Annotated in this window: 16 protein-coding genes; 5 read left to right on the forward strand and 11 right to left on the reverse strand. The window is 32.9% G+C overall.

The window, feature by feature from the left end:
• The first annotated feature begins 136 nt into the window (after positions 1-136).
• The gene (locus tag AC1RRN_RS15485; protein ID WP_492968157.1) at positions 137-2440 is read left to right on the forward strand and encodes a family 20 glycosylhydrolase; all 2304 of its coding nucleotides are present in this window, start codon (positions 137-139) and stop codon (positions 2438-2440) included.
• 58 nt (positions 2441-2498) lie between these two features.
• On the opposite strand, the gene AC1RRN_RS15490 is transcribed toward AC1RRN_RS15485, so the two are convergent.
• From AC1RRN_RS15490 to AC1RRN_RS15500, 3 genes are read right to left on the reverse strand one after another with little or no spacing between them, the layout of a single operon-like run.
• Positions 2499-3245, reverse strand: a complete 747-nt coding sequence (locus AC1RRN_RS15490; protein ID WP_031455145.1) for a succinate dehydrogenase/fumarate reductase iron-sulfur subunit — start codon at positions 3243-3245, stop codon at positions 2499-2501.
• A gap of 48 nt (positions 3246-3293) precedes the next feature.
• A complete protein-coding gene (locus tag AC1RRN_RS15495) occupies positions 3294-5294 on the reverse strand; it encodes a fumarate reductase/succinate dehydrogenase flavoprotein subunit (RefSeq protein WP_492968158.1) in 2001 nt (666 codons plus the stop codon).
• Positions 5295-5305: 11 nt separating this feature from the next.
• Positions 5306-5971 carry a succinate dehydrogenase cytochrome b subunit gene (locus tag AC1RRN_RS15500; protein WP_492968159.1) on the reverse strand — a complete coding sequence of 222 codons (666 nt, stop codon included), beginning with the start codon at positions 5969-5971 and terminating at the stop codon, positions 5306-5308.
• Positions 5972-6334: 363 nt separating this feature from the next.
• Here AC1RRN_RS15500 and AC1RRN_RS15505 point away from each other — a divergent pair, with 363 nt between their 5' ends.
• Positions 6335-7696 (forward strand): hydroxymethylglutaryl-CoA synthase family protein, encoded by a 1362-nt coding sequence (locus tag AC1RRN_RS15505; RefSeq protein ID WP_492968160.1) that lies wholly within the window; start codon positions 6335-6337, stop codon positions 7694-7696.
• Between the two features lie 322 nt (positions 7697-8018).
• On the opposite strand, the gene AC1RRN_RS15510 is transcribed toward AC1RRN_RS15505, so the two are convergent.
• The 7 genes from AC1RRN_RS15510 to AC1RRN_RS15540 form a co-directional block, all read right to left on the reverse strand.
• Complete coding sequence (locus tag AC1RRN_RS15510) at positions 8019-8198, reverse strand: hypothetical protein (protein ID WP_492968161.1); 180 nt, start codon at positions 8196-8198, stop codon at positions 8019-8021.
• Between the two features lie 94 nt (positions 8199-8292).
• Positions 8293-8646, reverse strand: coding sequence for a hypothetical protein (locus tag AC1RRN_RS15515; protein WP_492968162.1), 354 nt, complete (start codon positions 8644-8646; stop codon positions 8293-8295).
• An 87-nt stretch (positions 8647-8733) separates the two neighbouring features.
• Positions 8734-9282, reverse strand: a complete 549-nt coding sequence (locus tag AC1RRN_RS15520) for a hypothetical protein (RefSeq protein WP_492968163.1) — start codon at positions 9280-9282, stop codon at positions 8734-8736.
• A 101-nt stretch (positions 9283-9383) separates the two neighbouring features.
• A complete protein-coding gene (locus AC1RRN_RS15525) occupies positions 9384-10124 on the reverse strand; it encodes a LytTR family DNA-binding domain-containing protein (protein ID WP_492968164.1) in 741 nt (246 codons plus the stop codon).
• The gene (locus tag AC1RRN_RS15530; protein ID WP_492968165.1) at positions 10124-10579 is read right to left on the reverse strand and encodes a GNAT family N-acetyltransferase; all 456 of its coding nucleotides are present in this window, start codon (positions 10577-10579) and stop codon (positions 10124-10126) included. The genes AC1RRN_RS15525 and AC1RRN_RS15530 overlap by 1 nt, the downstream gene beginning before the upstream one ends.
• Before the next feature lie 46 nt (positions 10580-10625).
• Entirely contained in the window at positions 10626-11471 is an 846-nt protein-coding gene (locus tag AC1RRN_RS15535) for an FRG domain-containing protein (RefSeq protein WP_492968263.1), read from the reverse strand.
• A gap of 26 nt (positions 11472-11497) precedes the next feature.
• Positions 11498-11797 (reverse strand): hypothetical protein, encoded by a 300-nt coding sequence (locus AC1RRN_RS15540; RefSeq protein ID WP_492968166.1) that lies wholly within the window; start codon positions 11795-11797, stop codon positions 11498-11500.
• Between the two features lie 372 nt (positions 11798-12169).
• Here AC1RRN_RS15540 and AC1RRN_RS15545 point away from each other — a divergent pair, with 372 nt between their 5' ends.
• The 3 genes from AC1RRN_RS15545 (at position 12170) to AC1RRN_RS15555 (ending at position 15316) form a co-directional block, all read left to right on the forward strand.
• Entirely contained in the window at positions 12170-13462 is a 1293-nt protein-coding gene (locus AC1RRN_RS15545; RefSeq protein WP_492968167.1) for an aminopeptidase P family protein, read from the forward strand.
• On the forward strand, positions 13455-14369 hold the full coding sequence (locus tag AC1RRN_RS15550; RefSeq protein ID WP_492968168.1) for an alpha/beta fold hydrolase: 915 nt from the start codon (positions 13455-13457) through the stop codon (positions 14367-14369). Before AC1RRN_RS15545 ends, AC1RRN_RS15550 begins: the two co-directional genes overlap by 8 nt.
• Positions 14370-14536: 167 nt before the next feature.
• Complete coding sequence (locus tag AC1RRN_RS15555) at positions 14537-15316, forward strand: alpha/beta fold hydrolase (RefSeq protein ID WP_492968169.1); 780 nt, start codon at positions 14537-14539, stop codon at positions 15314-15316.
• Between the two features lie 503 nt (positions 15317-15819).
• Here the strand turns inward: AC1RRN_RS15555 and AC1RRN_RS15560 are convergent.
• Positions 15820-18585 (reverse strand): PD-(D/E)XK nuclease family protein, encoded by a 2766-nt coding sequence (locus tag AC1RRN_RS15560; protein ID WP_492968170.1) that lies wholly within the window; start codon positions 18583-18585, stop codon positions 15820-15822.
• Positions 18586-18587: the final 2 nt, after the last annotated feature.

The raw sequence follows: 18587 nt of genomic DNA on the forward strand, positions 1-18587 counted from the left end.
GAAACAAATTATAACACAATGTAATAAAATAGTTAATTAGCCTATTTTAAAGCCATTTAAACTCAAATAAGATTTGCAAAAAAAATGCAGTTTAATTTACAAACAATAACTTTGTTAACAAACCCAGAAACTAATCATGCTGAAAAATATATTCCTTCTTTTGTTATTTTGCTATTCCTTCGGAAATGCTCAAACCATTTCTGAAAACAGTTCGATAATTCCAGCTCCAAATTCATATAAAGCAACTGGAGATAGTATTAGTTTAAACGGACAAATAAAAATTTCTTTTGAGAAAAATAAATTCAGCACAAAAGAACTTAAAACAGCACAAATTTTCGAATCAGCTATCAATAAAAATGTAGCTTCAAAAAAGAGCAATATTGAAGTATTGTTTATTACACAAAACCCATCTTTTACATTAAAAAAAGAAGCTTATAAAATAAATATTACTACTAAAAAAATAACCGTTACCGGAAGTGAAGAAGGATTATTTTATGCCGTTCAGAGTTTATTGCAAATGTTGCCAAATAAACCATCTGCAAGAGAAATAAAATTGCCTTGTGTATCCATCGAAGACGCACCAAGATTCGCTTACCGCGGTTTACACTTAGATGTTTGCAGGCACTTTTTCACTATTGATGTTATAAAAGATTTTATAGCACAGATGGCCAGCTATAAATTAAATAATTTTCATTGGCATTTAACAGACGATCAGGGATGGAGAATTGAGATAAAAAAATATCCAAAATTAACTGAAGTCGGATCTAAAAGAGCACAGACTTTAGTGGGAAATAAATTCGAAAGATTCCCTTATTTTTTTGATGGAAATCCATACGGAGGTTTTTATACACAGGAAGAAATTAAGGAAGTTGTAAAATTTGCAGAAGAACACTATGTAAATATAATTCCTGAAATCGAAATGCCGGGTCATGCAACCGCAGCGGTAACTGCGTATCCAAATTTATCTTGTTTTCCGGATCGTTCTTATAAAGTGGTAGAATATTGGGGCGTTTTTGAAGACATTTTTTGTGCAGGAAAAGAAGAAACTTTTACTTTTTTAGAAGATGTTCTAACTGAAGTTATGGCTTTATTTCCGAGTAAATACATTCATATTGGTGGCGATGAATGTCCAAAAGCAAGATGGAAAGAATGTCCTAATTGCCAAAAGAGAATTGCAGCTTTAGGATTGAAAGATGAACATGAACTACAAGGCTATTTAACTAAAAGAATAGAAAAATTCTTAAACTCAAATGGAAGACAAATTTTAGGCTGGGATGAAATGCTTGAAGGCGGATTGGCACCAAACGCAGCTGTAATGTCATGGCGTGGAGAATCTGGCGGAATTAATGCTGCCAAACAAAAGCACCTTGTTATCATGAATCCGGAACAATTTCTATATTTAGATTATAATCAGGGATATTCTCCACAAGAACCCTTAACCGTTGGAAGACTAGTTACGGTTGAGAAAATATACAATTACAACCCGACGCCTGTCGACAGTCTGACGATTGAAGAACAAAAATATATTTGGGGTGTTCAATCAAATCTTTGGTCAGAATATTTGACAAGTCCGGCCAAATTAAATTATCAGCTTTATCCTAGAATGTTTGCTTTGGCCGAAATTGCCTGGACAGAACTTCAAAACAAAGACTATAATAATTTTGTTCTAAACCGAATGCCTCATCATATCGAAAAATTAGAAGCACAGAAAAGATTATATAAAGTTCCGGTTCCTTTTGGCTCTAACGAAACGGCATTAATCGCTTCAAAATATGTTCTGGATTTAAAACCAACCATCAAAAATGGAAAAATTTTCTATACTATTGATGGCTACAATCCAGATGAAACTGCTGAACTTTACGACAAATCAGTAACGATAAACATTCCGAAAGGAGAATACAGGACTATCAAAACCGTTCAAATAAGTCCCAGCGGACGAAAAAGTTCAATCAACAAAATACTGGTTAGAAATCCGGAGCAAAAATCAGCTTTAGCTGTAAATCCAACAAAGAAAGGTTTAAAATACGAATATTACACAGGAACTTTATTTCAGCAAGTTCAGGATTTAGAATTAGCAAAACCAATAAATTCAGGAATCTTTGAGGGCACGATAAGCAGTGAAAAATGGAAAACGAAAACAGAGCGTTATATCGGCTTAAAATTCGATGGATATATCTTTGTTCCTGAAACAGCAAATTACACCATTTCAACACTTTCAGATGACGGATCAAAGCTTTTTATAGACAATGAATTGATTGTAAATAACGATGGTATCCATTGGCTTAATGAAGCTTATGGAGTTGTAAAACTCGAAAAAGGATTTCACAAAATCAACATCAGTTATTTTGATCAGATTGGAGGAACTTCTTTAAGTTGTTATATTCAGCAGGAAGGAAAAGAAAAACAAGAAATAAAAGCTTCACAATTGTATTATGAATAGAAAACAAAAAAGCATCCGCTACAACGGATGCTTTTTTTATTTAAAACTATAATTAGGATTACCCTTTTAAGCTTGCAGCTAAATATTCACGGTTCATACGTGCGATATTTTCAAGAGAAATTCCTTTTGGACATTCTACTTCACAAGCTCCAGTGTTAGTACAGTTACCAAAACCTTCTAAATCCATTTGGTGAACCATGTTTAATACACGTTCTGTAGCCTCAACTTTACCTTGTGGCAACAAAGCATATTGAGATACTTTTGCGCCAACAAACAACATGGCTGATGAGTTTTTACAAGTTGCAACACAAGCTCCACAACCAATACAAGCAGCAGCATCAAATGATTTATCTGCATCGTCTTTGTTAATTGGAATTGTATTCGCATCAATTGTATTTCCAGAAGTATTTACCGAGATAAATCCTCCAGCGTGTTGAATTCTGTCAAAAGAACTTCTGTCAACAACTAAATCTTTAATTACCGGGAAAGCTTTTGCTCTAAATGGCTCGATAAAAATCGTATCGCCATCTTTAAACATACGCATGTGCAGCTGACAAGTTGTAACTCCTCTGTCTGGTCCGTGTGCTTCTCCGTTAATGAATAAAGAACACATTCCGCAGATTCCTTCACGACAATCGTGGTCAAACGCTACAGGCTCTTCTCCTTTGTTGATTAATTGTTCGTTAAGAACATCAAGCATTTCAAGGAAAGACATATCTGGTTCGATTCCGTCGATTGGATAGTCAACTATTCCTCCTTTATCTTGGGCGTTTTTCTGACGCCATATTTTTAATGTAAGTTTCATTTTGTATAAGTTTTAAGTATTTAGCAAGTTTCTTAACTTTCTTAAATACTATTTATAGCTTCGTTGAACTAATTTAATATTTTCGTAAACTAGAGGTTCTTTGTGTAATACAGCATCACTTGGTTTTCCTTTGTATTCCCAAGCTGCAACGTATGCAAAGTTTTCGTCATCACGAAGTGCTTCTCCTTCTTCTGTTTGGTATTCTTCACGGAAGTGACCTCCACAAGATTCATTACGGTGCAATGCATCTTTTGCGAACAATTCTCCTAACTCTAAGAAATCGGCAACACGTGTCGCTTTCTCTAATTCCTGATTAAATTCGTTAGCGCTTCCAGGAACTTTTACATCTTTATAAAACTCTTCACGTAGAGCGGCAATTTCTTCGATAGCTTCAGTTAAACCTTTAGCATTACGAGCCATACCCACTTTATCCCACATGATTTTTCCTAATTTCTTATGGAAATAATCTACAGAATGAGTTCCTTTATTATTGATAAATCTGTCGATTTGATCTTTTACTTCTTTTTCTGCTGCTACGAATTCTGGTAAATCTGTAGAAATTGGTCCCATTTTAATATCTGGAGCCAAATAATCTCCGATAGTATAAGGAAGAACGAAATATCCATCAGCTAAACCTTGCATCAAAGCAGAAGCTCCAAGTCTGTTTGCTCCGTGATCAGAGAAGTTAGATTCTCCAATTGAGAAACATCCCGGAATTGTAGTCATCAAATTATAATCAACCCAAGTTCCACCCATTGTGTAGTGAACCGCCGGGTAAATCATCATTGGCGTTGTGTAAGGATCCTCATCAACGATTTTGTAATACATCTGGAATAAGTTTCCGTATTTACTTTTCACGATTGCAGCTCCTAATTTAGTTATTAAAGCCGCATCTTTATCATCTAAACCTTTTACATAAGCATCTTCGGTTCCGTAACGTTTAATTGCTGCTGCGAAATCTAAGTAAACTGCTTCTCCGGTTTTGTTAACTCCAAAACCTGCATCACATCTTTCTTTAGCTGCACGAGATGCAACGTCACGAGGCACTAAGTTACCAAAAGCAGGATATCTTCTTTCTAAGAAATAATCTCTCTCAGCTTCAGATAAATCAGTTGCTTTTTTCTTTCCTTCACGAATTGCCTGAGCATCTTCTAATTTTGCAGGAACCCAAATACGACCGTCATTACGTAACGACTCAGACATCAAAGTCAGTTTTGACTGGTGATCTCCAGAAACCGGAATACATGTTGGGTGAATTTGTGTGTAACAAGGATTTGCGAAAAATGCTCCTTTTTTATGAATTTTCCAAGCTGCTGTTGCGTTACTTCCCATAGCATTTGTTGAAAGGAAAAATACGTTTCCGTATCCTCCAGAACCAACTACTACAGCGTGAGCAGAATGTCTTTCTATTTCTCCGGTAATTAAGTTACGAGCGATAATTCCTCTCGCTTTTCCGTCAACGATTACGATGTCAAGCATCTCGTGACGGTTGTACATTTTTACTTTACCACGACCAATCTGACGGTTCATTGCAGAATAAGCTCCTAACAATAATTGTTGTCCGGTTTGTCCTTGTGCATAAAATGTACGAGAAACCAAAGTTCCTCCAAAAGAACGGTTGTCTAAAAGTCCTCCATATTCACGAGCCAATGGCACCCCTTGAGCCACACACTGGTCAATAATATTTGCCGAAACTTCAGCCAAACGGTGAACGTTTGCTTCACGCGCACGGTAGTCACCTCCTTTTACAGTATCATAAAATAATCTGTAAACTGAGTCACCGTCACCTTTATAATTTTTTGCTGCATTGATTCCCCCTTGTGCCGCAATAGAGTGCGCACGTCTTGGTGAATCCTGAAAGCAAAATGCTTTTACGTTATATCCTAATTCTGCCAAAGTAGCTGCTGCAGAACCTCCAGCTAAACCTGTACCAACGATAATAATATCTAAATTACGTTTGTTAGCAGGGTTTACTAAATTAATATGATCTTTATAATTTGTCCATTTGTCCGATATTGGACCATTTGGAATTTTTGAATCTAATGCCATTATAATTGATATTAATTATTGAAATGATGAAATAATGCGATGATAACGAATAATGCAGGTACAACAACCGCAAATCCATAACCAACTTTACTTAAGAAACGAGAGTATTTATTGTGCATCCCCATTGACTGAAGAGAAGATGCGAATCCATGCCAAAGGTGAAGACCTAATAACACAAAAGCCACACAATATAATCCCGTGCGAATTGGATCATGAAACTTATGCACTAATTCTTCATAATATCTTGTTGCATCTGGCGCATTCCCTACAATATATTTGTAGTTAACTTCTGGAAACCAAAAATCGTAAAAATGCAATCCTAAGAAAGCTAAGATCACCAATCCAGAAATAATCATATTTCTAGAACTCCATGAAGCATTTGCAGCTCCGTTGTATTTTGCGTACGCAATTGGTCTTGCAGCGCTATTTTGAGCAGTCAGTACAAATCCCATAACGAAATGGAAAATTACTCCGAATGCCAAGACAGGTTGCATTACATATTGAATTAGCGGATTGTATCCCATGAAGTGAGAAGCTTCATTAAAAACATCTTCACTAATAATAGAAATGAAGTTTAAGGAAACATGCAGCGCTAAAAACGTGATTAAGAATATTCCCGAAAGAGCCATAGCCACTTTCTTTAAGATGGAAGCATTCAATAGTGCAGATTGTGCCATAAGTGTTTAAGTAGTTTGTTTTAAAAAATTAGACAAAAATAACTCAATTAACAAAGAACTACAACCATTTCGTTGTTATTTATAATCATTTTAAAATAGACTAAGTATTAAGTATTTTTACGTACAAAAAATACTTAATATCAAATAATTTTATTATAAAAAACTAAAAACGCACACTTTACAGAAATTATTTAACAGTAATACCAACGCTACAGACAGTCACAAAACTTTATGAAATTACTATTTTAATCAAACTTTTAATTTATTTTCTTCAAAAGTGGTTGCGATTCGAAATTTTATAGCAGAAAAAAATGGTCATTCCATTACATAATTTTACCTTTATCGGCTTCAAAAAAAATGAGAATGAAAACAGGAATTGATGCTATCTCTTTTGATGTAGCCAACATACACTTACCCATCAGAACTTTGGCAGTTGCCAGAAATATTGAACCAGAAAAATTAGAAAAAGGTCTTGGATTAATTAAAATGACCTTACCAGATGTTCATCAGGATGCTGTAGTTTTTGGAGCAAACGCTTTAACCAAACTTATTCTGGAGAACAATATAAACCCAAACGAAATCAGCCGGATTTATGTGGGTACCGAAAGTGGTATCGACAGTTCAAAACCAATTAGCTCGTATTTAATCAATTTAATGGAACAGAAATTTGGCGAAGATGCTCTGGCCGAATGCGATGTTGTCGATTTTACTTTTGCCTGTATTGGCGGTGTTGATGCACTTCAAAATTGTATTGATTTTGTAAAATTGAATCCGACGAAAAAAGCAATTGTGGTTACAACTGATTTCGCTAAATACGATTTAAATTCAACCGGAGAATACACACAAGGCGCAGGAGCCTTAGCAATGTTAGTCACTTCGAACCCAAGAATTATTGCTTTTGATGAAAATTGGGCAACTAGTACAAAAGGTGTTTTCGACTTTTTTAAACCATACAGAACTATCTCTAAAGAAGAAATAACAAAAAACGAAAATAACGATCCGTGGTTTGACAATTTAGAAGCCGAAATCGAAATTCACAAAGATCAACCGGTTTTTGACGGACAATATTCGAATCAATGTTATATGGATCGTACGCGAAATGCCTACTTCTCCTTCAAAAAACTAAAAAACACAACCGAAACTTTATACAACACCTGGAACAGCATTATCATGCACCTTCCCTATTCTTTTCAGGGAAGAAGAATGTTGTCTGAAATTTATGCTTTAGACAGTGCAGATAAAATCATTTTAGAAAATATCGAGCCTGCAGATTATCAGAATAAAATTAAAGAAGTTGGAAAATCAGACGACTATAAAAAGTTTGTAACTGAGAAATTACAACCTGCAGAATTAGCTTCGTCTTTAATTGGAAACCTTTATACAGGTTCAATTTTCATGGGATTATTATCGACTTTGGCGCATTATTACGATACAAAGCAAGAAGTTGCCGGAACTAAATTCGGTTTCTTAGCGTACGGAAGCGGATCGAAATCGAAAGTTTTTGAAGGAACGATTCAGCCAGAATGGAAATCGGCTTTAGCTCAAGTTAAACTGTTTGAAAATCTGGAAGAAAGTGTAGAAATTGGTTTTGAAACTTACGAAAGTCTTCACAAAAAACAACAAAAACAAAGCGTTCGAGCTCCTAAAAACGAATGGATTTTAGACCGAATTGAAAAAGAGATTCCTAATTTGATTGGGGCGAGATATTATAAATGGATTGATTAATTTTTTTAAAAAATCAAAAAAAAAATCTAAATTCCAATAAGAAAACCGAAGCTTGATGCTTCGGTTTTTTTTTATTTCACAAAGTTTATCATTTCGACGAAGGAATCACACTCGAAACTCTACAAAGATTGGCGATTTTGCATGTCGAATTACTAGTGTGATTTCTCCTTTCAGTCGAAATGACAAGATGGTGCTAAAAACCTTTGTCAAAGTTTAAAACTTTGACAAAGGTCGCAACATAAAATTGAAACCGATTAATCCTTTAGACCCACAATAAAACATTTTCTAATTATCTCATTGACACATTATCTAATTAAAAAAATCAATCCTTTTTATGCTGTTCAGTATAATGTTGATTTCCTTTAAGTGCCTCGTCATGCACGTGCATTCCGTTTGACATTCCGAGCATAAAGGCCGTTATAATTAAAATTAATTTTCTTTTTATCCAATGAAGCGGTTGCCTAGATTGCTCTAAGCGTGTTTTATTTTTGTGTTTATACATTTTGAAAATGATAAATGATTAGACATTATTTTATCATCATATGCCTGAAGACATAAAGCTTAGAAATAAATTTTCTTAAGCACTGTATAAACTTTTATAATAAATTGTTTGAATTGAATACTTCATTTACAAAAACAGCTTGCTTTATAAATGAATTTATTTTTTCATGAAGAAGTGCTTGCCATTTTAATACTACCTGAATTTGAAAACTAAAAACAGCTTTTAATTGAATATAAGTGACAGGAATTAAAAAGGGAACTTTAATACTCGTTTTTAATTGATTGAAAATATAAAAACGTGAAGTTGCAAAATCTAAATCTCTTCCTAAAACAACTTGCGAAACCTGATAATATTCTGCTGATTTTGATTGCGAATCTATTGTACAATCCGTCGCAATCATGGTGAAAACCAGAAAGAACGAAAGAAGGTATTTTAGATTTTTATTCAATTTGTTTTATTTAAGTCCGTCAGAAGAACGAAAATACAAATTAAAACAATAGCTACAATGTAACTTCATTTATACAATGACTTGTTTTTAATTATTGATTCCTTTTTTATGAAGCAAAAAGCCCAATCCAAAAACAAAAATAACACAGCTCAAAAGCATATAAATTCCGTCTTTCAAAACAAAAAATGAAAATCCAATTGATGCAGAACTCAGCATGATCATTAAAACAATTACAAAATTCGTTTTAATAAAACGTAAAGCATGCAAACTCAAACCAATAAAAAGCAACGAAGGGCCAATAACAATAAAAGGATAAAAAAGAGAAGGTGTACTCTCAATCTGAATACTTAACGCTTCTTTTGCAACTTCATCATTTCCATAACTCCACATTACGAAGTCAATAGTACAAAGTCCGATGTGGGCAATAACTCCTAAACTTGTTGTGAAGGAAGCAGCAAAACTCCATTCCCATTTCGGAAAAACATCATTAAAGGACAATAACAAACAAGCTCCAATTAAATTAAACCAATGCGCAAAATCAATTGGTTTTTGAAAATTGGGTAAAACTTTAGCAAAGAATAAATAACTGATCAGGAAAAATAATAATCCAAGTAGGCAAAGATGTTTTGTTTTCATAATTAATTTTTAAAATTGATGAAGCAAAACTAAAATGAAAAATCACCCTAAAAGCTTGTTTTACTGGCTTAGGTACAAAACCTATTCTTTTAGGTACGAAATTATAATGTCAATAAAGTTTCTTTATAATTCTTAGAAACCGGAAGTTCGATTTGAGTTAGAATAACAGTGTTTGAATTTCTCCAGGACTTAAAATGAATGGGATTTATTAAATGTGAACGATGAATTTGAATTAAAAAAGTAAAATCTTCGAGGATTTTTTTGAGTGAAGATCGGATCAGTTTTGAATGTAATTTTTCGTTTTCGATATAAAAAATCTCAACATAATTTTGAGCATTAGAAATACAAACCAAATCGGCTTTTTTGATTTTTAAAATATCTAGTTTATTTTCTCCTATGAATGTCAGAACATCATCTTTTACGGGAATGAGTTTGATTAAATATCTTCTTGCGAGAATAATTACCGGAGTTAAAATCAAAGCTATTTTAATGAAAATTACAAAGAAAAACTCCGTAAAAGTATATCCGCCTTTTAAGATTGGGCTTTTATAAAACGTATAAATTCCAAATAAATAAAGTAAAAAAAAGAAAACAATACTGCTGATTTCTAAACTGAGATTCCACTTTGAGATTTTCTCGTAAATCTTTTTTTGAAGAACGGCCAAAACACTGTAACACAAAAAAGCCAAAACACTGAAACCGAAGCTGATGAAAAACCAGGATCGAAAATTTAAAGTTCCGTCGTCAAAAGGTTTTATGATAAAAGCGAAAGCAAAAATCCATAAAGCAATAAGAAGCCCAACTACCAGATGATGTTTTATTGATGGATTTAATTCTTTCATTATTTATAGATAGTAAACTTGTTATGCGATAAGGTAAAACCAAGATTTTCGTAAATCAAGACATTTTCTACTCTTTTGCGATTTGTGGTCACTTCGATACTTTTTAATTTATTCTCTTCTGCATATTGCTTAATTTTCTCGATAAGTTGTCGACCAACACCTTTTCCGCGATGATTTTGATGAATAAAAAACTCCTGAATCTCACCAACTAAACCACAATGATGTAAGAGGTTTTGGGTATGAAAACTAATAAATCCTAAACCTTCATTTTCGTTTTCGGCAATAAGATAAAGATTTCTTGGGTTTGAAATATTTTCGTTAAAGATTGCTGCGAAGACTTCGAAGTTTAATTCTTCATTTTCTAGTTCGCAGATTGATTTGTAGATGAAGTCCAGGTCTTTGGCTTGGGCTTTTCTTATTTGGAGGTTTGAATTCTTTATTAATGGATTTTTCATTATTACGAACTTTCGTTTTTGCAAACACATCTACAAACGTAAACTCTTATTTTTTAGACAATTGCAAAGTCTTTATTTCTGCGTGACTTTTTAGAATATTAAAATGATCCTCTACAGTTTTTGAATATTTTGAATCTATAAATAAAGTTTGTGCAGATATTCCATAGATTTCATCTAATTCTAACAGGATTTTTCCCTTGAAGTCTTTGTCTATATCTTTATGAACAACAAAAAAATAAGGGTGCTTTTCCTTTTTACCCAAATTAAACTGATCTATTGCTTTCCGATGTTCTCTGATATATTTATTAAAACTTAACAATTCACCATCATTTTCACTAAACTTCCAAGGAAAAAACATAAAACTACCATCTTGAAATCTCATTCTTGGATTTTTAACTAATGGTTCTAAAAAATGAATATCATCAATATCAAATCTCTTTTTATAAATTGCTGTTTTTTCCGCCAAAAGAGGTTCTCTATACTCTAAAAGATCGGAGGAATTAGTATTAAAAATTTTAAAACTTAATTTCTCAGTCAAAATCAGTCTTCCATTTTTATCATTATTTTCATTTCTACAATCATAACATGCAAAAAAAAGTGCAACCAAAATATCAGATGTCCAATCAACTAAACGAGTAGGCATTTCAAAATGTTGAGCAATCATTAATTGCTCAATTGGGTCATAATTATTCATAAAAGGAGATTTAATACCATTGAATATTTGTCCTACAGTCACTCCTTCATAGATATTTGCGTCATGAAAATTTTGATATTTTCTAAACAATGAAGGCAAAACATCCCATTCCGAATTTACTTGTCCCCTAAAAATTAACTGTCCTCTTTCAAAATTACTAAAACAGATAGAGTTAATAGCATCCTTTACTGACCGAATTAAACCGTCATTATCTTATTAACCACTTAATTCTTGTTACATTTTTCTTCAAATTTTTTTTCTATTAACTCTTGAATTATTTGTTTGCGTTTACCAATGTCTGGTACAGAAGTGCCTGAATAAATTTCTTGACATTTTAGTTTGTAACTTGTTAATTCGTTCAAAAAATCCTGTTCAAAAAAATAATCATGAGCTAACAAAATTTCTACTTTATAATACCACGCTTCTATTATAGCTGAGATGGGATCGCCATTATGTTTCTGTAGATCTGTCCCAATTCTATCTATTTCTAGCTTTAATTCTTCAATACTTATCTTTTCCTCCATGATACTATTAATTTAAAATATATTATATAAATAACGAAATTGACTTAACAAAAAGACAATTTATTTCTACCACCAATATACAAATTCTGTTAATTGAAAACTCATTTCCTCTACAAACAACAATCTTCTTATGAGACCGAGAAACTCCTCAACGAAAATTCCCAATCTTTGTCGATCCCCGAATGTGATTTCTCCTTCGTCGAAATGACAAATATTAGCGATTTTCTTGGTCGAGGTACTTGTGGGGATTCCTCGTTCCTCAGAATGACAAAAAGCTGTGCAAACAAATAAGAAAACTTTAATAATTCAATCTTGCGCCACTTCTTCAAAAATCACTAATTTTGAAATTCGAAGTTCAAAAACTAAGTTATTATGAAATATCATCAAATAAACAGCGCTCTTTTTGTAAAAAATCGCAAAAAATTCACGGCAGAAATGAAACCTAATTCGGTTGCCGTTTTCAACTCAAATGACATTTACCCAATTAGTGCTGATAGTACTTTACCGTTTGCACAACACCGTGACATTTTTTATCTGAGCGGTGTAGATCAGGAAGAAAGCATTTTGCTTTTGTTTCCGGATGCGCCTTTTGAGAACCAAAAAGAAATGCTTTTCCTGAAAGAAACTAACGATCATATCGCAGTTTGGGAAGGCGAAAAACTAAGTAAAGAACGCGCTTACCAGGTTTCGGGAATCAGAACGGTTTATTGGTTGCAGGATTTTCATAAAATTTTGAACGAAATGATGACGTATGCTGATACAATGTACATCAATACCAACGAACATTACCGCGCAACAGTTGAAACTGAAACTCGCGAAGCTCGTTTTGTAAAATGGTGGAAAGAACGTTATCCGGCACACAACGTGGCGAAAAGCAACCCAATTTTGCAACGCATTCGTTCTATAAAAGAAAGCGAAGAAATCGATTTGATTCAGCATGCTTGTGATATCACAGAGAAAGGTTTCCGCAGATTGTTATCATTCGTGAAACCAAATGTTACCGAATATGAAATTGAAGCTGAATTAGCTCACGAATTTATCCGTAACCGTTCTAAAGGTTTTGCTTACACGCCAATTATTGCTTCGGGAAATAATGCGAATGTTTTGCATTATATCGAAAACAATCAGCAATGTAAAGCCGGAGATTTAATTTTATTAGACGTTGCGGCTGAATATGCTAATTATTCTAGTGATATGACAAGAACGATTCCGGTTTCTGGACGTTTCTCTGAAAGACAAAAAGCAGTGTATAATGCGGTTTTGAAAGTTAAAAATGAAGCTACAACCATGTTGACTCCAGGAACACTGTGGAAACAGTATCATATTGAAGTAGGTAAAATCATGACTTCTGAATTACTTGGTTTAGGTTTACTTGACAAAGCCGATGTTCAGAACGAAAACCCGGAATGGCCAGCTTACAAAAAATATTTCATGCACGGAACTTCTCATCATATGGGATTGGACACGCACGATTATGGTTTGCTTCACGAACCAATGAAAGCCAATATGGTTTTTACCGTTGAACCAGGAATTTATATTCCGGCTGAAGGTTTCGGAATTCGTTTGGAAGATAATGTTGTGGTTCAGGAAAAAGGTGCGCCTTTTAACTTAATGCGTAATATTCCGGTTGAAGCAGATGAAATTGAAAGTTTGATGAATGAATAATTTCATGATGAAAAAGATTTTCTTATTTGCTTTCCTGATTGTTGCAGGAAATACTTTCGCGCAAACGGAAGGTTATTCAACCAACAACGATTCAAGCAAAACCTATTATAAAATTTTCGGAAAAGGTGAACCGCTTTTGATTATTAATGGCGGTCCCGGAATGAACAGCAATGGTTTTGAAGGCATGGCTAAAATTTTGGCCGAAACTCAGGAAACCATTATTTATGATCAGCGTGGAACTGGGAATTCGAAATTAGCCGAATTGAATTCGAAGACTATTTCTATGAAGATAATGGCTGATGATATTGAGTCGCTCAGAAAACATCTGAAAATTAAAAAATGGAATATTCTGGGACATTCTTTTGGTGGGATGTTGGCTTCTTATTACGCGACGGTTTATCCAAACAGTATTAATAAATTGGTTTTATCATCGTCTGGCGGAATTGATTTGACTTTATTGAAAACACCAAATCTGATTGAAAGAAATTTAAGTAAAGTCGAAAAAGATTCATTGGATTTTTGGAATGATAAAATCGAAAAAGGCGATACTTCGCACGCTGCCCGTTTAGGACGAGGAAGAGCGATGGCGCCGGCCTATGTTTACGATCAAAAATATGTTCCGATAATTGCTGAAAGACTAACTCAGGGAAATTCGACCATAAATGGATTACTTTGGGACGATATGCAAAAGATTAATTTTGACTGCGCAGCCAAACTGAAGTCTTTTAAAAATCCGGTTTTGATTATTCAGGGAAAACAAGACGTGATTAGCAACCAAATTGGAGAATTGGCACAAAAAACACTTCCCAATTCAAAACTAATTTTGCTTGAAAACTGCCGACATTACGGATGGCTGGATGCAAAAGAGAAATATTTTGGAGAAATAAACTCCTTTTTAAAATCATAATAAAAATGGAACGGTTTTCAGAAATGAAAGCCGTTTTTTTATTTCAAATAAACTTTGTCATAAGAAAAACAATAACACTATCAAATAAATGTTGACTCAAAAGCACATATATTTCTTATACGACTTACGCTTTCTTATCTTTGTACTTAAAAATTTAAATTATCATTTTGAGAGACATTTTATATAAAAACACCAAAATATCATATACCGATTCGGGAGCAGGAACTGCCATTGTATTCCTTCACGGCTTTTTGGAAAACAAAAAAATGTGGAAAGAATACATTGATTTTTTCTCAGAAAAATATCGCGTGATCACGATTGATTTATTAGGTCACGGCGAATCAGATTGTTTGGGCTATGTTCATTCGATGGAAGAAAATGCAAATGCTGTCCAGGAAGTGTTAGCTTCTTTAAAAATCGAAAAAGCCATTATTTTAGGGCATTCTATGGGCGGCTATGTTGGTTTGGCATTCGCTGAATTGTATCCGAAAAATATTCAGAAATTAGTTTTACTGAATTCAACTTCTAAAGAAGACAGCGCTGAGAAAAAACTAAACCGAACTCGTGCCATAAAAGCCGTAAAACAAAGCTACGTTAGTTTTGTTAGTTTAGCAATTGCGAATCTATTTAGTGAGAATAACAGAACAAGATTAGCCAACGAAATTGAAAAAGTAAAAGAACAAGCTCTAAAAACACCTTTACAAGGAATTGTAGCTTCTCTTGAAGGAATGAAAATAAGAAAAGATCGTGAAGCACTTATACATGAAAACAGATTTCCTGTTTTATTGGTTTTAGGCAAAAAAGATCCCGTTTTAAATTATGATGATAGTCTTTCTCAAATTGAAGACACGACTGTCGAATTGGTTTCATTTGAAGACGGACATATGAGTCAGATCGAAAACAAAGAAGAATTAAAACCTATCTTACAGGAATTCTTTAGCAAATAAAATCAAAAAAGGCCATTTCAAAATAATTTTGAAACAGCCTTTTTATCATTTGTGGGGGCAAAAAATCTTAATTATTGTAATAATATATTTTTTGATTTGAAAAGACTGCTCTTATTAAATCGAATAAACCCTTTTTATGAAGTGACAAAGATATTTTAATAATTGTAATCGTTCAATGAACACTTGTTAAAAAAAGGCTGATTTAAAGCACAAAAAGCACTTTTATTTATACTGTATGTTTTCGTTATTTTTAAAATAGACTAACTAATAAATCTTAACAAAAAGAAAAGAATCTTTTAAAAATACAACATTACGATTCATAAATCTTAATTAACAATCTGATAATTAAGCCTTTTTTTTAGCAGAAATTAGTTTTTTGTCTTATTACCAAAATATTTCACATAAAAAAAACGCCAAGAATGGCTTTTTGAAAGCAAAAAAATGAATCCAATTTTAAAGAAATATCATACTAAAAAAAACACGTAGACAAGAGGCTTTAATTTTTATAGTATTTTTTCTTCAAAAGGAATATTGATATCAAAAATTTCGTTTAACAGTAATACAATTTCCTCCAAATAACTATTTAGAATTTCTTTTGTAACCGTTATATTCAATTCTTTTTCTTCCTTAAAACCAAAAGGTAAAAATCCTGATTTTAAATTTTTAAACGAAATAATCCCAACTTCTATTGGATAATCGTTAGCGGTACTTTCAAACATAAAGGCATACGCCAGAACCTGAATAATTTTGTCGTTTTTAAGCTCTTGGGTTAATCCATTCCATGATTTCAATATCACATTCGCCTTTTCGACTTTTCCGGTCTTATAATCAATAATTCTTATCTTCCCGTTGCGTAACTCAATTCTGTCGACATTTCCTTTAATTAAAACAGGAAATGGTAAATTGGGATGGGTAAGTTCTCGTTCGAATGTTTGTTCCAAAGCAATAATTTGAATTGCATCACCATTCTCAATTGATTCTAACTCCATTTTAAGGAAATTTGAAACATTACGCTTTGCAACTTCAAAAGCCAAAAGGTTTCTCCCCTTTTTTATTTCACCTTCCTTATAAACCAATTTAAATTGTTTTAGAACTTCCTCTTCTAACAATTTAAAACAATTTGAAATATCACTTTCTGAAATAAATTTACCGATGAATGGCTCATATAAAGCTTTTAAGGTTTCGTGAATAATAGTTCCGAGTGTATTTAAAGCAATATTTTCCTCTACTTCCTCTACTTCTCTGATACGAAGTATTTTTTGAAAATAAAAGTCAATCGGATTCCGAATATAACTTGTCAAAGCCGATGGTGAAAAACCATTTACTGCTATTTCCCGCAAACGCTCCATGACTGCTTCTGATTTCGGAACAACCGTTGGCTGATAAGCAGTTGTTGGTAAAACAGGATTGTAAATATCAAAAGTAAGATTATGATTGGATTGTTTTTCAACTTCTAGTTGCGTGATAAAACGACTTCGCTCGCCTGCATCCAAACCATCATTTTCAGTATTATATATTAAATAAATATTTTTTGCTCTTTGCAATAAATGATAAAAGTGATAGGTATAAATGGCATCTTTTTCTTTGAATGTTGGAAGACCTAATTCCTTTTTCACATCATACGGAATAAAAGAATTTTGAGATTTTCCAGCTGGAAATTTGCCTTCGTTCATAGAAGTCACAATTACAGTTTCAAAATCCAGAACACGACTTTCCAGAACTCCCATAATTTGTAGTCCACGAAGAGGTTCTCCTTCAAACGACACTTCAGCAACATCAATAACCTGTTTATAAATAGCATATAAAGTATCTATATTATCAATGTGTTTATGCTTTAAATAATAATTAGTCAACTTATTAATGACTTTAAAAATAGCATAAACAAAAGCCTTAGCTATTTTTTCATCTTCACTATCGTTGCTAAAATTTTCTTTTATTAAAAGTAAAAGTGCCGAAATATTTTCAAGAACAGCCACTGCACCATTTTCCCATTTTTGAAACAATAATAAGAACAATTTAGACGGACTAGAATTGAGCTCAATTAATCTATTATGGGTAATAAAAGTATAATTATTCTCTTTAATAATCTTTACCAAATTACCTGCCATAGCATAAGGTTCAACTAAAGGATGAGTCAAAACATCCAGAACGTCTTTATAATAAAGCACATAACTCTCGCTTTTTCTTGAAAGTGCATTGGTATGCATTTTAAATAATTTGGCAACTAATATTTGCGATGGGTTATTCTTACCTGAATATCCCATTGTAATATTTAATGCACCCACAGAAGATGGCAATGCATATAAAACTGGCATTAGAAGATTTTCTTCGCCAAGAACAATGGCCACTTTGTCAAGTGAAGAAATTTCGTTTTCGGTAATTATGTTTTCTATAATACTACCAGCAAGTTTGGCTTGTCCAATAGTTTTTGGAGTCCCTATTACCCGAATGTTTTTAGATTGGGAAAAATCATCTACAATCCATTCAAAAGGATTTGCTTTATAATGTTTCCAATTTTCTTTGAAACGTCGTACAAAAAGACCAGCATCATGATAAGGATCATTTAAAAAAGTCTGATCTACATCCCAATATATTTTAGCCTGATCGAGAGCAAGAAGATGTTGCACTATTTTTTCTTCTGCAGCATTCAACGCATTAAATCCGGCAAAAATAAAAGTACGATTGGAAACTGTATTCGAAAAATGATTTAAATTATTAACGGCCTCACGATAAATCAACCCTTGATATCCAATTGATTTATTGAGTAAATGTTCATATAGAGATTTATAATATAATGGAAGAAGTTTCCAAAAATCAATATAATTCTCTAAAAGTTTTGTTTTGTTTTCAACCTCAATTCCCCACTTCTTAATATCTTCAATATCTTTCAAATAAGATAAAACATGCGATGGATCTAAAAGATAACGATCTATTTCATTAAAGTCCTGCAATAGTGTTTTTGCCCAATTTGCAAATAATTCAAATGATTGCTGATTCTGTTTTTCTGTAACAGAAAGATATACTTCATAGAATTCAAATAATAACTCAATCGAGTCTACAGAACGAATTGAAGCAACATCCTGGACAAAATCTTCAATACTTATAATTTCAGGAGAAAGAATCGTTTTGTTTGTTTCTTTTTTTAAAGCTTCTATCAAAAATACTTTAGCTCTTTTATTTGGTAAAATTATAGTTGTATCTGCAAGTTTTGCAGAATAATGCTGAATTACTCTTATTGCAATTTTTTCTAAAAAGGAAGTATTTACCATTT

It is taken from the genome of Flavobacterium sp. GW821-FHT11G01, from assembly GCF_058808175.1.